Genomic DNA, 18,822 nt, shown 5'->3' with positions numbered 1-18,822 from the left:
AAATTCGCGCACAGGGCTACAAAGAGTCTTCGCATTGGATTTCGAGCCGCACGGAGTGGTCCATGACGCCACGTCAGCATTGCCTGGCCTGCCTGCAACAGACACCGCCCTCGGTGTTTGAAGCTGCGTTATGGGTGTCGACCGAACATGACGCACATTTCGAGTGGCATGAGGTAATGAGCGAAATGGCCCAGTTGCAGCGCCAGATAAATTCAGCGCTGCCTGTCCTGCCTGCGCCTGAACTTGCCCAACCGCTGTTACGGCAACTCAATGCCCTGGGCTTTCAGCAGAATGACTGGAACCCTCCCAAACCCGATTCGGCCCTTCTGCACAAGATCGTGCTGCAGCGTCGAGGTCAGCCACTGGGGCTGGCAATGATTGCGCTGGAGATCGCACGGCGCCTGGACATTACCCTGGAAGGCGTGAATTTCCCGGGTCACTTCCTGTTGCGCGTGCCGGGTGCCGATCATCTGCTCGACCCCTGCAGCGGGCGCAGGCTCTATCCCGCTGACTGCCGTGAGCTGTTGATCAGGCAGTTCGGCCCGACCATGCAACTGCGCGCCGAGCATATGACTCGCGCCACCCCGACCAGCATGCTGCAACGGTTGTCGCGCAACCTGCGGCATCTGCACCAGATCAACGATAATGTTCTTGCGGCGCTCAAGGATGCCGACCGCATCGTCGAACTGGGCCAGGCCACCAGCAGCGATCACCTGGCCCGCGCCAGCCTTTATCAGTTGCTCGAATGCCCGCAGGCCGAACGTTTCGATCTGGAACGCGCGCTATTGCTCAGTGAAGACCCGATGCAAAGACTCCAGCTTGCCGAGCGCCTGAGCCGCTTACCGTTAAACCACCGCGTTCATTGAGCAACCTGCTCATTCGCTGCGAATTGTTACCCGCCAGGTAATGCTGCATATCCTGTGCGGGGATTTTTCAGGCGCGTGATGGCGGTTAACCTGCGCGCGTTAAATCGACGTGGATTTGCAAGCTCCCTTGATCCTGCGTTTTGTTTGGCCGCCGTGCAGGTCTCTGTGCAGCGGCCTTTTTTATTGCCCGCAGATTAATACTCTCCGCGTTTATATCGTGCAGCCTGCCTCAGCCCTTGGCATCCGGCGTTCTTTTGATCAGCCCCTTGTTTTCCATGTCCTTGATCTTGCGCATCTCGTAACTGTCGCCCGACTCGGCAAACACCTGAAGATTCTGCATGATATGGATGGTCCTGATGTAATCAGGCAATAGCGCCTTGGCATAGGGATCGCCGCTCAGCGCCTTCTCTTTCATATCGATGATCCGATTGGCAAAAAACTCCAGCGCGTTGATTTCCTTGCTGGGGTCGACCAGTTTGCCTTTCTTGTCGAACTCATCGCCTGCGCGACTCATCAACTCGGCGGTGTGATTATCGATCATGCCGAACTTGTATAAAATCATCCCCGCTCTGTTGAGATCCTTGGGGGTTATCTGTTCGGGATTGAAGCCCTTGAACAGCGGCTTCATCTTGCGCTTTTCCATCGCCAGCGCATTGAGCGCAATCGAATTTTCACCCACCTCCTGAAGCACCTGGGTTACCTGTGCCGCAGCCTTCTTGACCTTGACTCGTTCAGGAGGCGCGGCGACGCTTACCGGTGGAAGTTCTCCCCATATTGATTTGGCCATGTGTCACTCCAGATATGAATGTGTTCGAACTTCATATCGGAGTGGAAGATGCTTAATTAATAGACCTGCAAAAATCCATACTCGACCTACAGGGCAAAAAGACAGTTCTTACATAACACAGTGAAACTTCCCATATACAATTAAGCAACCTGCTTAAAGATGCGCACACGTTCAACAAACACTCTCGTCTTGCGTCAGCTAGCAAAGGCGGGTTATTTAACGTACTTCTGCAGGTTGACCATCATCTCTTTCAACGCTTCGCCAGTGTCGGCAGGATGCGCTGCGTTGGCGAAATCACCAATCGCCTGCCACTGCTGCGCAACGTCTTGCGGGCTGAAACCTGTCTGCGGGTCGAAGCAGGCCCCCTGACTGCGCTGCCAACGGACCTTGCCGATCCAGCCGCCGCCCACTTCGAACAGGTCGCCACTGCTCTGACATTGTTCGCTGCACAGGTACACCACCAGCGGGCTGACCAGTTCGGGCTTGAGCAGCTCGAAGACATTAGCGGGGATCAGGCCCTCGGTCATGCGTGTGCCGCCCGTTGGCGCTATGGCGTTGACGAAGATGCGGTTCTTGCGACCTTCCAGCGCAAGGGTGCGGGTCAGCCCGTAAAGCCCCAGCTTGGCCGTCGCGTAATTGGCTTGCCCGAAGTTGCCGTAGATACCGGACGTCGATGACGTAAAGATCACCCGTCCGTAGTTCTGCTCGCGAAGGTAAGGCCAGGCGGCATGGGTGACTTTGTAAGCACCCTCGACATGGACGCGATAGACCAGATCCCAGTCGGCGTCCTGCATGTTGGCGAAGGTCTTGTCACGCAGGATGCCCGCGTTGTTGACCAGCACATCGATGCGCCCGAATGCGTCCAGCGCATGCTGCACGATGTGGCCGCCCTCGGTCACCGAATCATGATTGGCTATCGCTGTGCCGCCTGCCGCGCGAATCTCGGCGACGACGCGATCTGCGGCAGACGCGCTGGCACCTTCGCCATGCGCCGAACCGCCCAGGTCATTGACCACCACCCGCGCGCCATGTTTCGCAAACAGCAGCGCATGAGCCCGACCCAGCCCACCCCCTGCGCCGGTCACAACCACGACTTTATCGTCAAAACGTACTGACTCACTCATCGCTGGCTCCATGCCTCAGGAATACGTTGCGATGAGTGTCGTCCACGTCCGGCACAGCCACAATCAACACTGCTGTGCTGAATCATGCCCGATAAAGACGCGCGATGTTTTCAGCCCAGGTCCTTGATGAACGCTTCCAGCCAAGGCTCGGCGTCGGTTTCCGGGGTGACGCTTTCGCTTCCGTCCAGACGCAACATATCCTGGACTTCGGTAACGCCCATTTCAGCGAACAATTCGCGCATCTGCTCACCGCCCGCGCAGAAGGTGTCGCCGTAACTGGCATCGCCCAGTGCAATCACCGCGCCGGGCAAGCCGCGCAGTTCGCCTGGTAGACCGTCGCGCAGCGCTGAATAAAGAGGCATGAGGTTGTCGGGCAACTCACCCATGCCGGTGGTCGATGTCACGGCCAGGATCGCCTGAGGCTCGAAGGCGAGCAACTCCGGCAACATGAGCCGGGGATTGACGAGCGTCTCATGGCCGGCGGCACGCAACAATGCAGCGGCGTGTCTGGCGACTTCCTCGGCCGATCCGTAGACCGTTCCACACACGATGGCGACTTTCATGGTTATTCCTGCAGCAGCTTAAAAAAGTGAAACATTATGCCTTAGAATGCCGTCTGAATTTTCTACGGACCATTCTGCCTTCGGTCTGCCCGGAGAAACACAGCAGAGTTGAAACACTTGAATGAAAAAATATGATGAATGGTCCGAACACATTACGGAATCAATGGTCTTTGTTCTCAATAACCGGTTAGACCGAGCCTCCGCCCATGCAACCTGATTCACTACTCACCCAGGCTGAGCTGGATTTTATCCAGAGCATGCACCGCAACCCTCAGCTGAACGTACGTGACAGTACGCGTAGCCTGCTGGTCAACGGTGGCATCCAGATTCAGGATCTGCTGACCAGACTGGCCGCTCATGAGCAGGTCACGATCCATGCGCAGTTCGAGAATCAGCAGATGAATTTCCCGCTGCATCTGGTCGAGGACGAATTCCACGCACTGCATCTGGAGCTCGGCGCGCCGAGTATTTTCGAGGAAGGCCCGAAGATCCGCCCATGGCGGCTTGTGCTGGAAGAACCCATCCCTCTCGAAACAGAAAAGGGTGCATTGACGGCACTCTGGGTTCATGAGTTGTCGTTCAAGGGTGTGTTGCTCGAGTACCGCAAGGAAGGCAAGCTGCCGAGAAACTTTTCCGCCTGGTTCAACCCGCCGGGTCAAGCGCCCATTCCGATGCGCGGCAAGCTGGAGCGAATGATCGGGCAAAACGTCGGTGCCTATCATTTCAGCAAGCATGGCAAGGACGATGCCGAGCGCTTGCGCCAGTACATCCTGCAAGAGCATCGTCGCAAGCATCCATCCTTGCACAAGTAACCTGCCTGCCCGACAACGCTCTACCGGTCTATCAGCGTTTCAGGAATAATCCTTGCTTGCTGTTCAAGTGAAGCTGTCGCGACCCACCATCCCGGATCGCGGCATGTGATCTCCCTACCCGGGAATTTCACGCCTCTACCGGAGATATACAATGTCTACCTCACCCGTCACCTTGATGGTTGCACGCCGCGTGGCGCAGGGTCGCTACCATGAAATGATGGCCTGGCTGCACGAAGGCGAACAGTTGGCCACGGACTTTCCAGGGTATCTGGGTTCAGGGGTACTGGCGCCGCCGCCCGGCGACGACGAATTTCAGATCATTTTCCGCTTCACCGATGAGCACACCATGCACGCCTGGGAGCATTCCGCCTCCCGACGCTCCTGGCTGGTGCGCGGCAGCGGTCTTTTCGCACAACCTTCGGAGCATCGGGTCAGCGGCATCGACGGCTGGTTCGGCGCAATCGATCAGCGTCCGCCACGCTGGAAACAGGCTGTCGCGATCTGGCTGGCGTTTTTCCCCGTGTCGCTGATCTTCAACTTTCTACTCGGCCCGTTGCTCAATCATCTGGACCTGTTACCGCGCATCATGATCAGTACAGCGGTGCTCACCCCGCTGATGGTCTACCTGTTCATCCCGCTGTCCACGCGCCTGCTCGCACCCTGGCTGCAGAGCACGCCTGCACCGGCACGCCCTACGCAATCACCTTCCCCTCGCTAGACTCATAAAGACCTGTACACCTTTACACCTCGGTACAGGTCTTGGTCGCGTCCCAGCCCCGCTCGTTCCCTCAGCCTCCCCGTGCTCAGCGCCTTCGAGCACTGCCTCGGCGAGTTTCATGATGTCCAGGGTTGTACAAAAAAATTCTCTGGTATAACTTTGCCTGTAAACCGGAAGAAACAATCGACCGTACAATCCCCGTCCACTACGGATAACCGATACGTGAGCTGTCGATGGCAATGTCTTCTGCACCTATCCTGATCACCGGCGCCAGCCAGCGCGTGGGCCTGCATTGCGCCTTGCGTCTGCTGGAACACGGGCAACGGGTGATCATCAGTTATCGCACCGAGCACGAAAGTGTGACGGAACTGCGCCAGGCTGGCGCGGTGGCCATCCACGGGGATTTTTCCTGCGAAGCCGGCATCATGGCTTTTGTCGAGCTGTTGAAAACCCAGACCTCAAGCCTGCGGGCCATTGTCCACAACGCTTCCGAGTGGCTGGCAGAAACACCGGGCGATGAAGCCGACAACTTCACACGCATGTTCAACGTGCACATGCTGGCGCCCTACCTGATCAATCTGCATTGCGAGTCGTTGCTGACCGCCAGTGAGGTCGCTGACATCGTGCATATCAGCGATGACGTGACCCGCAAGGGCAGCAGCAAGCATATCGCCTACTGCGCAACCAAGGCCGGCCTGGAAAGCCTGACGCTGTCCTTCGCCGCCAGGTTCGCCCCACTTGTCAAAGTCAACGGCATAGCACCGGCGCTGTTGATGTTTCAACCCAAGGATGATGCGGCCTACCGCGCCAACGCCCTGGCCAAGTCGGCCCTGGGCATAGAGCCTGGTGCAGAAGTGATCTACCAGAGCCTGCGTTACCTTCTGGACAGCACCTATGTCACCGGCACAACACTGACCGTAAACGGCGGACGGCACGTCAAGTAAGCCGCCCCGAGGATCATTCTGATGAGTTCGTCCCTGCCCCAGCACTATCGAGACATTCTGCTCGGCCTTGGTGAAGATCCAGACCGCGAAGGTCTCCTGGATACGCCGAAACGCGCCTCTAAAGCCATGCAGTATCTGTGTCATGGCTACACCCAGAGCGTCGAAGAGATCGTCAATGGCGCCCTGTTCGCCTCAGACAACGATGAAATGGTCATCGTCCAGAACATCGAGTTGTACTCGCTTTGCGAGCACCACCTGCTGCCGTTCATAGGCAAGGCGCATGTGGCGTATATTCCGACCGGCAAGGTACTGGGCCTGTCGAAGATCGCACGCATCGTCGACATGTTTGCCCGCCGTCTGCAGATTCAGGAAAACCTGACCAAACAGATTGCTGATGCGATTCAGAAAGTCACCGGAGCCGCCGGTGTGGCTGTGGTCATCGAAGCCCAGCACATGTGCATGATGATGCGCGGCGTCGAAAAGCAGAATTCAACCATGAACACGTCAGTGATGCTGGGGGCCTTCCGTGACTCGAGCACCACACGCATGGAGTTTCTGCAATTGATCGGACGGAGCAGACAATAATGGCAAGACTCGAACCTGGCACCGCGCGCATCCGGGTCAAGGACCTGCGCCTGCGTACCTTCATCGGCATCAATGAGGACGAAATCCTCAACAAACAGGACGTGCTGATCAACCTGACGATTCTCTATGCCGCTCAGGAAGCGGTCCGGGATAACGACATCGAGCATGCCCTCAACTATCGCACCATCACCAAGGCCATCATCCAGCACGTCGAGGGCAATCGCTTTGCCCTGCTGGAAAGACTGACCCAGGAAGTGCTGGATCTGGTGATGAGCCACGAGGCGGTGACCTACGCTGAAGTGGAAGTCGACAAGCCGCATGCCCTGCGCTTTGCCGAGTCGGTATCGATCACGCTCGCCGGTCAACGCTGAAACTCTTATCATGACCTCAACCGTCTACTGAAAAGAGCCCGTCATGACCGAGCAAGAACGCCTCGAACTCGAAGCCGCAGCCTTCCGCCGACTGGTCGCGCATCTGGACAGCCGCAAGGATGTCCAGAACATCGACCTGATGAACCTGTCCGGCTTTTGCCGTAATTGCCTGTCCAAGTGGTACAAGGCCGCCGCTGACGAAAAGCACATCGACCTCAGCCTCGATGATGCGCGTGAAGTGGTTTATGGCATGCCGTACAGCGAGTGGAAAGCCCGCTATCAGAAAGAAGCGAACGCCGAACAACAGGCGGCGTTCGTCAAGGAAACCAAACAACATGACTGATCTGAATTCCCTGCGCACCCACCTGCGCAGCGGCGAGCATGCGTTTGCCGACACCCTGGCGTTCATCGCCGAAGGCTACGACTACCAGCCTCAGGCCTTCAGAAACGGCGACGTCGACAATGCTGCCGGGCAAAACGAAGGGTCGTGCAAGACGCTGGGCCTGGCGCTACTGGAAGGCTTGACTGACGAGGAGGCACTGCTGGCGTTCGGCGAGCATTACCGCTCGGTACAAGCCACACCTGAAGGCAGCGACCACGGCAATATCCGTGCGCTGATCGCGAATGGTCTGGCGGGTGTGAAGTTTGAAGGCGAGCCGCTCAAGCGCAAGGCTTAATCGGCTGGGTTGAAATCACATCGTTCTAGTGCCCATACCTGGGCACTCCACGCTATACACGCGTCCTGGTAAGCCCGGAAAACGGGGTTAAACACAGCATGAGGCAGAGTACAGCCCACTGTGGGAGTGAGCTTGCTCACGAAGGCATCGGTTCAAACACCCTGTTCCTGGGGGATGTGCTGACCTCTTCGCGAGCAATGCGGATCGCTCCCATATGATTTGTGTATAGCGACGAGCGCTTGGGCACGAGAGCAAATCAGAACGATACGTCAGCCAGCCCGTCCAGGTAGCGCTCGACGTCCAGTGCCGCCATGCAGCCGGCACCGGCCGAGGTAATGGCCTGGCGATACACGTGGTCAGCCACGTCGCCGGCAGCGAATACGCCTTCGACGCTGGTCGCCGTGGCGTTGCCTTCACGGCCACCCTGCACAACCATGTAACCGTCTTTCAAGGCCAGCTGACCGTCGAACAACGAGGTGTTTGGTGTGTGGCCGATCGCGATGAACACACCGTCGACTTTCAGCTCGCTGCTGCTGCCGTCGTTGTTCTTCAGGCGCGCACCGGTCACACCCATGTTGTCACCCAGAACTTCGTCCAGTGTGGCGTTGAGCTTGAGTTCGATCTTGCCCTCGGCGACACGTGCGTGCAGCTTGTCGATCAGGATCTTCTCGGCACGGAAGGTTTCGCGACGGTGAACCAGGGTCACCTTGCTGGCGATGTTGGCCAGATACAGCGCCTCTTCAACCGCCGTGTTACCACCACCCACCACTGCGACTTCACGGTTGCGATAGAAGAAGCCATCGCAGGTGGCGCAGGCAGACACACCCTTGCCCATGAACGCTTCTTCCGATGGCAGGCCCAGGTAGCGGGCGCTGGCGCCGGTGGCAATGATCAGAGCATCGCAGGTGTAGGTTGCGCTATCGCCCTGCAGGCTGAACGGCTTGCCAGCCAGGTCAACGGAATTGATGTGGTCGAAGACAATTTCAGTCTCGAAACGCTCGGCATGCTCGCGCATGCGTTCCATCAGCGCAGGACCGGTCAGACCGTGCGGGTCGCCTGGCCAGTTATCAACTTCTGTAGTCGTGGTCAATTGGCCGCCAGCCTGCATGCCGGTGATCAGCAGAGGCTTGAGGTTGGCGCGAGCGGCGTAGACCGCAGCGCTGTAACCGGCAGGGCCGGAACCGAGAATGATCACTCGGGAATGACGTACGTCTGACATGACACACTCCTATCGACCGACCGTTTACGCCGCGGTCGGGATGGCTGGATAAAAAGGACCACCGAAACGCTTGGGGAAGCGTCGTTTGGTTCGGCAGGTCCTGAAAATTCTGACCTGAAGGACAGGTCCTAGATTGCCGAACAGCCTATCGGGGCCGCAGAGGTTAAGGAAATATCGTTTCACAATCCACCCTATAGGTCACTTCTATAGCGCGGGCGCTTGAAAGCGGCGCCATCCGGATATTCTTCGTCGCCAAGGATACGCCACAAGTCTGACATGCTCAAAAACCGTCGGCGCTCCGCTCTTTCATGGCCATCACAAAGCCGGTAAGGTCACGCCTTTCAAGCACTCGGAGACTCCCATGCCCGCTCCCGCCCTTACCGGCCCGCAATACCTGAGAGAGGGCCTGAAACTGGTCCTCAGCCCTGGCTTGCGCTTGTTCGTTCTACTGCCATTGAGCATCAACGTGGTGTTGTTCTGCGGCCTGATCTATCTGGCGGTGCACCAGTTCGAGCTGTGGGTCGACACCTTCATGCCGACCCTGCCCCACTGGCTGAGCTTTCTCAGTTATATCCTCTGGCCACTGTTCGTGGCGCTGGTGCTGCTGATGGTGTTTTTCACTTTCACCATGGTCGCCAACATCATTGCCGCACCGTTCAACGGGTTTCTGTCCGAAAAGGTCGAAGCCGTGGTTCGTGGCGTAGACGAATCGCCCGATTTCAGCTGGGCCGAACTGGTTGCCATGGTACCCCGCACCCTGGCCCGCGAAGCACGCAAGCTGGGCTACATGTTGCCACGCATGCTCGGCCTGTTCATCTTGTCGTTCATCCCGGTCGCCAACATCATCGCCGCCCCGCTGTGGCTGTTGTTCGGGGTGTGGATGATGGCGATCCAGTACATCGACTACCCCGCCGACAACCACAAGCTGGGCTGGAACGAAATGCTCGGCTGGCTGAAAAGCAAGCGCTGGCAAAGCCTGAGCTTCGGCGGCATTGTCTACGTCGCCTTGCTGATCCCGGTGGTCAACCTGCTGATGATGCCCGCGGCAGTGGCCGGTGCGACATTGTTCTGGGTGCGCGAGCGCGGGGCGGATGCGTTGCCGGTGACCCACGTACGAGGCTGAATGCCGACCTGCCGGGCCGCGCCATGCGGTTCGGCACACCTGAAGAAAAATCACACGCATATAAATATGCACCGCAACTCACCCCGCCAACCAAGGCTAAATGGGGCCTCAATCAATCCGTTCATGTGAAGCCAGCTTCCATGAAACTCAGCGACACATGAACTTAACAAGGAAGTTAAATCATGAATGTTCAAGTAAATCCTGCTGCACTGACCACCGACAACGCAACCGTTCAGGAAAAGATCCGCGCCTTTCTGGTCAGTGAACTGGCCGAATGGTCGATCAATCCGGACGACGTATACATCAACGGTGTAAATAACCCGGAAGAACGTTTGGTCATCAGTTCCAGCTCCCTGACTGCAGAGGCAGCCAACCGTGTTTTCGAGAAAGACGCTCCGTCTTACTCTACTCGCACCGCAGGCCTGTTCAGCGTGGCGTATTCGTATGCTGATGAACATCGCCTGGCTGCTCCGGACTTGGCCAAGGTGGGTGAAGTGATCGGCCAACTGGTCAGTGACCTGGGCTGAATGCTCTGATTGAATGGCCGAGTGACAACAAAGCCTGAAAAAGTGCCGAATAGATAATGGATGATCTGTTCGGCACTTCCATTGGCATCAATAGCATCTACCCTGCAGCAGACGCAGAGAGGTAGGTCGGTATACTCATCAACCAGATTACACACCCGGCAAGAATCCATATGCCATTGGCCCATGTCAATCTTGAGTTGGTACTTCCATCTGGATCAAGCGCCGCAGCATTCATCTTCGACTGCACCAGCATTAAATTAAATGTTTGCGCAGTGGCCAGCAGAACGGCCCATACCAGCCAGCCGCCGACCGGTTTGAATTGCATATGCCCGGAAACACCTTGCGAAAGCACCATCCCCGCAATAGTCAACGCCAGCAACACCAAGCCGCTAATCGCCCAGTACGCCATGTGACCACGCCCCTGTCGCCGCAGACTTTTGTCCACAGTGCGAAATAGTGGAAAGGCGTAAATAACGGCGAAGATCACACGCGCAACGGGCCACACCTTACTGCCTGAAAATTTCTTGTTCAGCGACCAGTTTCGATAAAACCAGTAAATCGCGAAAAAGCCCGATGTCAAAAGATACAGAATGAAGAATTTCTTTAGAGACACGACATAAAATTCCGGACCTCTACTGTCCGGTTCATCTTTTTCCAGGCCGGCTTTCGGTGGCGCATACATTAAATCTGACATTTCATATCCCTTTGAAAAGAGAGCGGATGCTATCAGACGAATCAAAACCCTGCAAAAAAATATAGCTACAAAGAAGCTTCCTACAAACAAAAGCCTCAAGCCTTACAACCATTACCAAACTCGTCTACCTAACAGTCGGCAAGCGGTTGCCGCTAAAGAACAAACATTACCAGCGTTTCAAAAAATTTCATGTAGGTCGTCTCTGTAGGTAAAAAAAATTAACACCCTGCCCACTCGGTTCAAGCGTGTAGGACCAAACTAATGTATCAATATTGGCATTACGCTTGCTCTGTTGCGTCTAGACAACAGGAGCATAGAGCAATGGAAAACATCGTAAATACCGCAACAGTCAAACCCATCAATACCAACCGACCTGCAGGTCTCGAAACACTCCCGCAATCGCGATCAGGTAGATTTGCTCAGATATTGAGCCAGAGGGTCGAAGACCTTACAGCGACCGAACCTGCCACTCTGGGCAAACATATCCAGCCCCGCTCGACCTTTTTTATGGAAAACATGAGCCTTGAGCAGCTCAGATCTGTGGTCGACGACAAGGGATTTCTGCCAAAACCTGCAGCCATGGAGCGAATCGCCGACCCTAAAAATCGCCGAGTGAGATGAATCGGGGCGGTTGATGTGAAGCCACTTGAAGTTCACACAACCGCCACATAACCGAAATGTAACCGAAATGTAACCCGCCGAAACTGCTCCCATGAGCCAAATTCTTAATGTCACCCTGATTACTGAAACCTTCACTCCCGAGATCAACGGCGTTGCCAATACCCTGGGGCGTCTTTGTGAAGGGTTGCGGTTGCGCGGGCACCGGGTCGAGCTGGTGCGGCCACGTCAGAACGACGAGATCGGCGCGGGCGCTGCGGAGGACCTGCTGCTCTGCCGGGGCTGGCCGATACCGGGTTACCCGGGGTTGCAATGGGGTCAGTCTTCTATGCACAAGCTGTTGCGCCGCTGGCAGCGGCGTCGACCGGATGTGTTGTACATCGCCACTGAAGGCCCGCTGGGTTTGTCGGCGCTACGGGCAGCTCGGCGCTTGGGAATAGCGGTGATCAGCGGCTTTCACACCAACTTTCCACAGTACACGCAGCAATACGGCATGGGGTTTATCACTCGGCTGCTGACCCACTACCTACGCTGGTTCCACAACCGCTCGCGCATGACGCTGGTGCCGAGCATCAGCCAGAAGGTGGAACTGGAGCGGCGCGGCTTTGAAAGGATCGAGTTATTGTCTCGTGGTGTCGACAGCCAGATGTTCAACCCGTCCAGGCGTTCGCAGGCTCTGCGCGAAAGCTGGGGCCTGCAAGCAGGTGATATCGGCGTCATACACGTCGGCCGCCTGGCACCCGAGAAAAACCTGGGCTTGCTCAAAGCCAGCTTCGAAACCCTAAAGGACAGTTACCCGCAACGTAATATCAAACTGATTGTTGTCGGCGATGGACCGCAGCGCCAGCAGCTTGAGGAGCAGATCCCGGATGCGATCTTCTGCGGCACTCAGCGCGGTGAAGTGCTGGCCATGCACTATGCCTCGGCAGATATGTTTCTGTTCCCCAGCCTGACCGAAACGTTCGGCAACGTGGTCCTTGAAGCGCTGGCCTCAGGCCTCGGCGTGGTCGCCTACGATGAAGCCGCAGCCGGGCAGCACATCCGCCATGGCCACAACGGTGCGTTGGCCATGCCGGGTGACGAGGCGGCATTCATCGACGCGGCGCGCTGGTTGCTGGAAGACAGCGAAACATTGCGCCGGGTGCGCCTCAATGCTCGTCAACACGCCAGTCGCCAAGGCTGGACGGCGATAATCGATCAGTTCGAACGGCAATTGCGTGAGGCCTGCCCGGGCGAAAAACCTGTAAATGCCAAAGAGATCAGGCCGGTAGCCAGCAAGAAGATCAGACCAGTGTCATCAGTGCCTCTCGACTGAAAGGCAGGATGTCCTGCTCGCGGCCCTCGCGCACTTTCAATGCCCAATCCGGATCGACCAGCAGCGCACGTCCCACCGCCACCAGATCGAACTCGTCGTTGCCCAGCCGCTTCAGCAGATTTTCCAGGCTGGCCGGCTGAGCGACCTTGTCGGTGTTGACCATGAACTGCAGGAACTCGCCGTCCAGTCCGACGCTGCCGACAGTAATGGTCGGTTTGCCGGTCAGCTTGCGCGTCCAGCCCGCCAGGTTCAGGTCGGAGCCTTCGAACTCAGGCTCCCAGAAACGCCGGGTAGAGCAATGAAAGATATCCACACCAGCGTCGGCCAGAGGCTGCAGAAACTCGCCCAGCGCCTCGGGCGTTTGTACCAGACGCGCGGCGTAATCCTGCTGCTTCCATTGTGAGAAACGGAAGATGATCGGGTAGTCCGGGCCCACTGCGGCGCGCACGGCCTTGATCAGTTCGAGGGCAAAACGTGAGCGGTTGGCGAGGCTGCCGCCGTACTCGTCGCTGCGCTGATTGCTGCCTTCCCAGAAGAACTGATCGACCAGGTAACCGTGAGCCCCATGAATTTCGACACCGTCCATGCCAATTGCCTTGGCATCGGCGGCAGCCTGGGCGAAGGCCGCCACGACTTCGTCGATGTCCTGCTTGCTCATGCCATGCACCAGCACCTGACCGTCCTTGACCTTCTCCATCGGCCCGTAGGCAGGCACGCTGCCATCCGGCTCGGTGCCAGGACGGCGAACTGCGCCGACGTGCCAGAGTTGCGGAACGATGCTGCCGCCCTCCGCATGTACTGCCTCGACCACATTGCGCCAGCCGGCCAGTGGCGCGTCACCGAAAAACTGCGGGACATTCGGATAACCGTTGGATGCCTTGTGATCGACCGTCGTACCTTCGGTGATAATCAGCCCGACACCTGCCGCCGCGCGCCGCCGGTAGTACTCGACGACCTTCGAGTTGGGCACGTGCCCTGGCGAAAACGAACGGGTCATGGGGGCCATGACCACACGCGATGACAGCTCCAGGCTGCCAAGACGGAAAGGCGTGAACAAGGCTTCTGCCGACATGCGCAACTCCTGTGAAATGGTCGATTGCCATCAGGCGCGCAGAGTATCGCCGGGCGTCTGCGGTGGCCCAGTACTATTGATCTGGCTGATTTGAGTTCAGAAGCGACGAGCGCGCAAGAAAGCCGGGCGAATGCGAAATGCTACCCCGGCTATACGATCAGCTTTGCGCCAGGGCCTTTTCAATGGCCTGGATCACGGCAGGATCATCCGGAGTGGTACGCGGAGAAAAACGTGCGCTGACACCACCGTTCTTGCCGACCAGAAACTTTTCGAAGTTCCAGGTGATATCCCCGGGAAACTCGGCACCCTCGCCCGCCAGCAAACGGTAAAGCGAGTGACGATCAGGGCCGTTGACGTCGAGTTTTTCACCCAGCGTAAACGTCACGCCATAGTTGAGCTGGCAAAACTCGGCGATCTCTTGCTCGGTACCTGGTTCCTGCCCGGCAAACTGGTTGCACGGCAGACCCAGTATCTCCAGGCCTTGGTCCTTGTACTGCTGATAGAGGTTTTCAAGTGCCGCGTACTGCGGTGTCAGCCCGCATTTGGACGCGACGTTGACCACCAGAACCACTTTGTTCCTGAAATTCGCCAGCGGCAGTTCCTGGCCACCCAGCGCTTTCAATTTGATGTCGTGAAAAGCACTCATGAGAACCCCTTTTGAAACAAGTCGCCCCAGGCTACAACCCGAAAAAAGGCACCGTGACCGCACGCGTAACGAAAGTCGTCATCGCAGAACAGCCAGGGCGCCTTTTCAGTGCCTGAGCTTAGCAGCACAAATCAGTGTTGATGGCCGCCTTCACCATGAACATGACCGTGCGCCATTTCTTCTTCACTGGCATCACGGATGGCCACAACCTTCACGTCGAAGTTCAGACGCTGACCCGCGAGCGGATGGTTGCCGTCAACGGTGACATCGTCGCCTTCCAGATCACGGATAGTCACGATCTGCATGCCGCCATCCGGGCCGGAAGCGTGAAACTGCATGCCGACTTCGAGCTTGTCGACGCCTTCGAACATGCTGCTGCTCAGGGTGCTGACCAGTTCGGCCGAGTACTCACCGTAGGCGTCTTCGGGCTCGACGGCAACGTTCAGCTGGTCGCCTACTTCCTTGCCTTCCAGTGCCTTTTCCAGGCCCGGGATGATGTTGCCTGCACCGTGCAGGTAAACCAGCGGCGCACCACCGGTAGAACTGTCGATGACCTCACCAGCGTCGTTGGTCAGGGTATAGTCAATGGAGACAGCCTTATTGGCGGCGATCGGCATGGGGACAAGACCTTTTGCTTAAGATTGAAGAACGGGCAAGTTTAACCAAGCAATCGCCCGAAAGCGAACGCAACTCTGACGGACGGCCCGCTTTGAAAGGTTCAATCGTTATCGATCTGAGACAGGACGAGCACGGGCACTGGTTCGCGCTGCTGTCGTGCGGCCACACCCAGCACCTGCGTCATGATCCTCCGTGGCAGTCACGCCCTTGGGTACTCGACCCTGCACAGCGTCAACAGATGACCGGTAAAGCCTTTCGTTGCGGCTGGTGTGCGAACGCCGCAGATAACGATAGTCTTGCCGCAGAGAAATCGCGTTAGACGGTTTCCGGACTTTTTCGGTCGGCAGCGCTTCCCTATGTGCTGCGACCCCTTGCACTGCTCAATCGAGAAGCCAGTATGCAGACTTTTTTTATCGCTCCCACTGACTTTGGCGTGGGGTTGACCTCCATCAGCCTGGGACTGGTGCGCACGCTGGAGCGCGCCGGCTTGAAAGTAGGCTTTTTCAAACCGATCGCCCAGCCACACCCCGGCGATCTGGGCCCCGAGCGCTCGACCGAACTGATGGCTCGCACCCACGGCCTAAAGCCGCCCAAGCCTCTGGGGCTGGCGCATGTCGAGCGCATGCTCGGTGATGGTCAACTGGATGAACTGCTCGAAGAGATCATCAATCTTTATCAGCAGGCAGCGGTCGGCAAGGATGTGCTGGTAGTCGAAGGCATGGTCCCGACCCGCAGCGCGAGCTATGCCGCGCGGGTCAATCTGCATTTGGCCAAGAGCCTGGATGCCGAAGTCATTCTGGTCTCCGCCCCGGAAAATGAAGTGCTCGCCGATCTGTCGGGCAGGGTCGAATTGCAGGCCCAGCTGTTTGGCGGCCCCAAGGACCCCAAGGTGCTGGGGGTGATACTCAACAAGGTGCGCACCGAAGAGAGCATGGAAGTCTTCGCCTCGCGCCTGAAAGAGCACTCGCCGTTGCTGCGCAGTGGCGACTTTCGCCTGCTGGGCTGCATTCCGTATCGCGCCGAACTCAACGCACCGCGTACCCGCGATGTGGCCGAGCTGCTCGGCGCGCAGGTGCTGAACGCAGGCGACTACGATCAGCGCCGCATGACCAGAATCATCATTTGTGCCCGTACCGTGCTCAACACGGTTCCGTTGCTCAAGCCGGGTGTGCTGGTGGTGACGCCGGGTGACCGCGACGACATCATCCTGGCGGTGAGCCTTGCAGCCATAAACGGCGTACCGCTGGCCGGCCTCCTGTTGACCAGCGATACCGTGCCCGACCCACGCATCATGGAGCTGTGTCGCGGCGCGCTGCAGGCGGGGCTGCCGGTGCTGTCGGTCAGCAGCGGCTCGTATGACACGGCCAATCGCCTGAATCAGTTGAACAAGGAAATCCCCATCGATGACCGCGAGCGCGCGGAAAACATCACCGATTTCGTTGCCAGTCATCTGGACGCCAACTGGCTGCACCAGCGCTGCGGCACGCCCCGCGAGCTGCGCCTGTCGCCCGCGGTGTTTCGCTATCAGTTGATCCAGCGCGCGCAGGCGGCCAACAAGCGCATCGTACTGCCTGAAGGCAACGAGCCGCTGACCATCCAGGCCGCCGCCATCTGCCAGGCGCGCGGTATCGCGCGTTGCGTGTTGCTGGCCAGACCCGAGGAAGTGCACGCCGTTGCGCAGGCGCACGGCATCGAGCTGCCGCAGGGGCTGGAAATTCTTGATCCGGACTTGATTCGCGAACGCTATGTTGCGCCGATGGTGGAACTGCGCAAAAGCAAAAGCCTGAATGCCCCCATGGCCGAGCAACAGCTCGAAGACCCGGTGGTGATCGGTACGGTGATGCTGGCGCTGGACGAGGTAGACGGGCTGGTGTCCGGCGTCATTCACTCCACCGCCAACACCATCCGGCCAGCCCTGCAACTGATCAAGACCGCGCCAGGCTGCACGCTGGTGTCTTCAGTGTTCTTCATGCTCTTTCCCGAGCAGGTGCTGATGTACGGCGACTGCATCATGACCCCCCATCCGAGCGCCAGCGAGCTGTCCGAGATTGCCTTGCAGAGCGCCGATTCGGCCACTGCGTTCGGCATCTCGCCGCGCGTGGCGATGATCAGTTATTCCAGCGGCAACTCGGCCAGCGGCGAAGAGGTCGAGAAGGTCCGCGAAGCGACGCAACTGGCACGCGAAACCCGCCGCGATCTATTGATCGACGGGCCGCTGCAGTATGATGCGGCCGCCAACGAACAGGTCGCCCGACAGCTGGCTCCGGACAGCGCGGTCGCAGGACGCGCCAACGTGTTCGTGTTCCCGGACCTGAACACCGGCAATACCACGTACAAGGCGGTGCAACGCAGTGCCGACTGTGTGAGCCTCGGCCCGATGCTGCAAGGACTGCGCAAACCGGTAAACGATCTGCCGCGCGGCGCGCAGGTCGACGACATTGTCTACACCATCGCGCTGACAGCCATACAGGCCGACACGCTGTCCTGATACCTGACACGAGTGCCGCAGAGCAGTCTGCGGCTTCCGATAACTTGCGGAGCCATCTCCTTCATGGATTTCCTGCCTGCCCCGTTACGCGGCGTCATTGCCTCGCTGTTGCTGGCGCTGAACACCATCGTCTGCTGCACGGTGCTGTTCGCGGTCACGATCCTCAAGATCTGCCTGCCCTTCTCTGCGGCACAGCGTTTCACCGACTGGTTGATGAGCCATATCCATGAAACCTGGATCGGCAACAACAATGCCTGGATCAAACTGCTGTGCCACACCCGCTGGCACTTGAGCGGTCTGGAAGGGCTGGATTACCAGCACTCGTATCTGGTCACCAGCAATCACCAGAGCTGGGTCGACATCATGGTCTTGCAGTACGTGCTCAACCGGCGTATTCGCCCATTGAAGTTTTTCCTCAAGCAGGAGTTGATCTGGGTTCCGGTGATCGGTCTGGCGTGGTGGGCGCTTGGCTTTCCATTCATGAAGCGCTACTCCAAGGCGTACCTTACCAAACACCCGGAAAAGAAAGGCAAGGACCTGGAAACCACCCGCCGCACCTGCGCGAAGTTTCGCCATAACCCGGTGGGGATTTTCAACTTCGCCGAAGGCACGCGCTTCACGGCCGGCAAACACGCGCAACAGAACTCGCCGTTCCGCCACCTGCTCAAGCCCAAGGCCGGCGGCATTGCTTTCGTGCTGGATGCGATGGGCGAACAGCTGGAATCGATCATCAACGTGACCATCCATTACCCTGGCGGACAACCCGGCTACTGGGACCTGCTGTGCGGTAACGTGAGGGAAGTGGTTGCGCACTTCGAAGAGATCAAAATCCCGCAGCAGTTTCTCGGCAAAAATTACGACCAGGACGACGAATACCGCCTGGAATTCCAGCAGTGGATCAACACGCTCTGGGAAGAGAAAGACCGGCTGCTGGACAGCCTGCATGAGCAGTATCCGGCGCAGCATTGATAGTGACTCGTGGGAGCGGGCTTGCTCGCGAAGAGGCCATCACCTTCGCGAGCAGGTTAGCTCCCACTTCTTTGCCCCGCCGTCAA

General features: G+C 58.0%; 23 protein-coding genes. 15 read left to right on the top strand and 8 right to left on the bottom strand.

The window, feature by feature from the left end:
• The first annotated feature begins 62 nt into the window (after positions 1-62).
• Complete coding sequence (locus tag ACW55A_RS00920) at positions 63-866, top strand: SirB1 family protein (RefSeq protein ID WP_003365462.1); 804 nt, start codon at positions 63-65, stop codon at positions 864-866.
• Positions 867-1,095: 229 nt separating this feature from the next.
• Here ACW55A_RS00920 and ACW55A_RS00915 read toward each other — a convergent pair whose 3' ends face one another.
• The 3 genes from ACW55A_RS00915 to ACW55A_RS00905 form a co-directional block, all read right to left on the bottom strand.
• Positions 1,096-1,653, bottom strand: coding sequence for a hypothetical protein (locus ACW55A_RS00915; protein WP_003365464.1), 558 nt, complete (start codon positions 1,651-1,653; stop codon positions 1,096-1,098).
• Between the two features lie 212 nt (positions 1,654-1,865).
• Entirely contained in the window at positions 1,866-2,777 is a 912-nt protein-coding gene (locus ACW55A_RS00910; RefSeq protein WP_003433651.1) for an SDR family oxidoreductase, read from the bottom strand.
• Positions 2,778-2,887: 110 nt separating this feature from the next.
• Positions 2,888-3,340 carry a flavodoxin gene (locus ACW55A_RS00905; RefSeq protein ID WP_129485349.1) on the bottom strand — a complete coding sequence of 151 codons (453 nt, stop codon included), beginning with the start codon at positions 3,338-3,340 and terminating at the stop codon, positions 2,888-2,890.
• Positions 3,341-3,546: 206 nt separating this feature from the next.
• Here ACW55A_RS00905 and ACW55A_RS00900 point away from each other — a divergent pair, with 206 nt between their 5' ends.
• The 7 genes from ACW55A_RS00900 to ACW55A_RS00870 all read left to right on the top strand — a co-directional run bounded on the left by ACW55A_RS00900 (position 3,547) and on the right by ACW55A_RS00870 (position 7,447).
• Positions 3,547-4,152 (top strand): hypothetical protein, encoded by a 606-nt coding sequence (locus ACW55A_RS00900; protein WP_003365472.1) that lies wholly within the window; start codon positions 3,547-3,549, stop codon positions 4,150-4,152.
• 151 nt (positions 4,153-4,303) lie between these two features.
• Positions 4,304-4,870, top strand: a complete 567-nt coding sequence (locus tag ACW55A_RS00895; protein WP_003346204.1) for a putative antibiotic biosynthesis monooxygenase — start codon at positions 4,304-4,306, stop codon at positions 4,868-4,870.
• Between the two features lie 233 nt (positions 4,871-5,103).
• Positions 5,104-5,814 carry a dihydromonapterin reductase gene (gene folM / locus ACW55A_RS00890; protein WP_003433655.1) on the top strand — a complete coding sequence of 237 codons (711 nt, stop codon included), beginning with the start codon at positions 5,104-5,106 and terminating at the stop codon, positions 5,812-5,814.
• A 21-nt stretch (positions 5,815-5,835) separates the two neighbouring features.
• Complete coding sequence (gene folE / locus ACW55A_RS00885; protein WP_003346200.1) at positions 5,836-6,399, top strand: GTP cyclohydrolase I FolE; 564 nt, start codon at positions 5,836-5,838, stop codon at positions 6,397-6,399.
• On the top strand, positions 6,399-6,770 hold the full coding sequence (folX, locus tag ACW55A_RS00880; RefSeq protein ID WP_003316983.1) for a dihydroneopterin triphosphate 2'-epimerase: 372 nt from the start codon (positions 6,399-6,401) through the stop codon (positions 6,768-6,770). Before folE ends, folX begins: the two co-directional genes overlap by 1 nt.
• 43 nt (positions 6,771-6,813) lie before the next feature.
• Positions 6,814-7,113: a DUF1244 domain-containing protein gene (locus ACW55A_RS00875; RefSeq protein WP_003365478.1), complete on the top strand. Its 300-nt coding sequence runs from the start codon at positions 6,814-6,816 to the stop codon at positions 7,111-7,113.
• Complete coding sequence (locus tag ACW55A_RS00870) at positions 7,106-7,447, top strand: HopJ type III effector protein (protein WP_248672218.1); 342 nt, start codon at positions 7,106-7,108, stop codon at positions 7,445-7,447. Before ACW55A_RS00875 ends, ACW55A_RS00870 begins: the two co-directional genes overlap by 8 nt.
• 256 nt (positions 7,448-7,703) lie before the next feature.
• Here the strand turns inward: ACW55A_RS00870 and trxB are convergent, their stop codons facing one another.
• The gene (gene trxB / locus ACW55A_RS00865; protein WP_003316986.1) at positions 7,704-8,666 is read right to left on the bottom strand and encodes a thioredoxin-disulfide reductase; all 963 of its coding nucleotides are present in this window, start codon (positions 8,664-8,666) and stop codon (positions 7,704-7,706) included.
• Between the two features lie 361 nt (positions 8,667-9,027).
• Here trxB and cysZ point away from each other — a divergent pair, with 361 nt between their 5' ends.
• Together cysZ and ACW55A_RS00855 are read left to right on the top strand one after the other, a co-directional pair.
• A complete protein-coding gene (cysZ, locus tag ACW55A_RS00860; RefSeq protein ID WP_455807891.1) occupies positions 9,028-9,789 on the top strand; it encodes a sulfate transporter CysZ in 762 nt (253 codons plus the stop codon).
• A gap of 182 nt (positions 9,790-9,971) precedes the next feature.
• Positions 9,972-10,316 (top strand): hypothetical protein, encoded by a 345-nt coding sequence (locus tag ACW55A_RS00855; protein ID WP_455807892.1) that lies wholly within the window; start codon positions 9,972-9,974, stop codon positions 10,314-10,316.
• 97 nt (positions 10,317-10,413) lie between these two features.
• On the opposite strand, the gene ACW55A_RS00850 is transcribed toward ACW55A_RS00855, so the two are convergent.
• The gene (locus ACW55A_RS00850; RefSeq protein ID WP_103735722.1) at positions 10,414-11,010 is read right to left on the bottom strand and encodes a hypothetical protein; all 597 of its coding nucleotides are present in this window, start codon (positions 11,008-11,010) and stop codon (positions 10,414-10,416) included.
• 321 nt (positions 11,011-11,331) lie between these two features.
• On the opposite strand from ACW55A_RS00850, the gene ACW55A_RS00845 reads away from it, so the two are divergent.
• Positions 11,332-11,631, top strand: a complete 300-nt coding sequence (locus ACW55A_RS00845; RefSeq protein ID WP_065349137.1) for a hypothetical protein — start codon at positions 11,332-11,334, stop codon at positions 11,629-11,631.
• A gap of 91 nt (positions 11,632-11,722) precedes the next feature.
• Entirely contained in the window at positions 11,723-12,943 is a 1,221-nt protein-coding gene (locus ACW55A_RS00840; protein WP_096107227.1) for a glycosyltransferase family 4 protein, read from the top strand.
• Here ACW55A_RS00840 and ACW55A_RS00835 read toward each other — a convergent pair.
• From ACW55A_RS00835 to ACW55A_RS00825, 3 genes are all read right to left on the bottom strand, one after another.
• Positions 12,912-14,015: an NADH:flavin oxidoreductase gene (locus ACW55A_RS00835; RefSeq protein WP_455807893.1), complete on the bottom strand. Its 1,104-nt coding sequence runs from the start codon at positions 14,013-14,015 to the stop codon at positions 12,912-12,914. The genes ACW55A_RS00840 and ACW55A_RS00835 overlap by 32 nt on opposite strands.
• A gap of 157 nt (positions 14,016-14,172) precedes the next feature.
• Positions 14,173-14,661: a glutathione peroxidase gene (locus tag ACW55A_RS00830; RefSeq protein WP_065349136.1), complete on the bottom strand. Its 489-nt coding sequence runs from the start codon at positions 14,659-14,661 to the stop codon at positions 14,173-14,175.
• A gap of 131 nt (positions 14,662-14,792) precedes the next feature.
• Complete coding sequence (locus ACW55A_RS00825; RefSeq protein WP_003365497.1) at positions 14,793-15,278, bottom strand: FKBP-type peptidyl-prolyl cis-trans isomerase; 486 nt, start codon at positions 15,276-15,278, stop codon at positions 14,793-14,795.
• 14 nt (positions 15,279-15,292) lie between these two features.
• On the opposite strand from ACW55A_RS00825, the gene ACW55A_RS00820 reads away from it, so the two are divergent.
• The 3 genes from ACW55A_RS00820 to yihG all read left to right on the top strand — a co-directional run bounded on the left by ACW55A_RS00820 (position 15,293) and on the right by yihG (position 18,736).
• Positions 15,293-15,598 carry a DUF3565 domain-containing protein gene (locus ACW55A_RS00820; RefSeq protein WP_003365499.1) on the top strand — a complete coding sequence of 102 codons (306 nt, stop codon included), beginning with the start codon at positions 15,293-15,295 and terminating at the stop codon, positions 15,596-15,598.
• 78 nt (positions 15,599-15,676) lie between these two features.
• Positions 15,677-17,767 (top strand): phosphate acetyltransferase, encoded by a 2,091-nt coding sequence (gene pta, locus ACW55A_RS00815; RefSeq protein WP_498810309.1) that lies wholly within the window; start codon positions 15,677-15,679, stop codon positions 17,765-17,767.
• 63 nt (positions 17,768-17,830) lie between these two features.
• Positions 17,831-18,736 (top strand): 1-acylglycerol-3-phosphate O-acyltransferase, YihG family, encoded by a 906-nt coding sequence (gene yihG / locus ACW55A_RS00810; protein WP_455807894.1) that lies wholly within the window; start codon positions 17,831-17,833, stop codon positions 18,734-18,736.
• The last annotated feature ends 86 nt before the right edge of the window (positions 18,737-18,822 follow it).

It is taken from the genome of Plantibacter cousiniae (nom. nud.) (genome assembly GCF_977070315.1).
The sequence above is the reverse complement of the archived record's forward strand: the minus strand, read 5'-3'. Positions and strand labels throughout refer to the sequence as shown.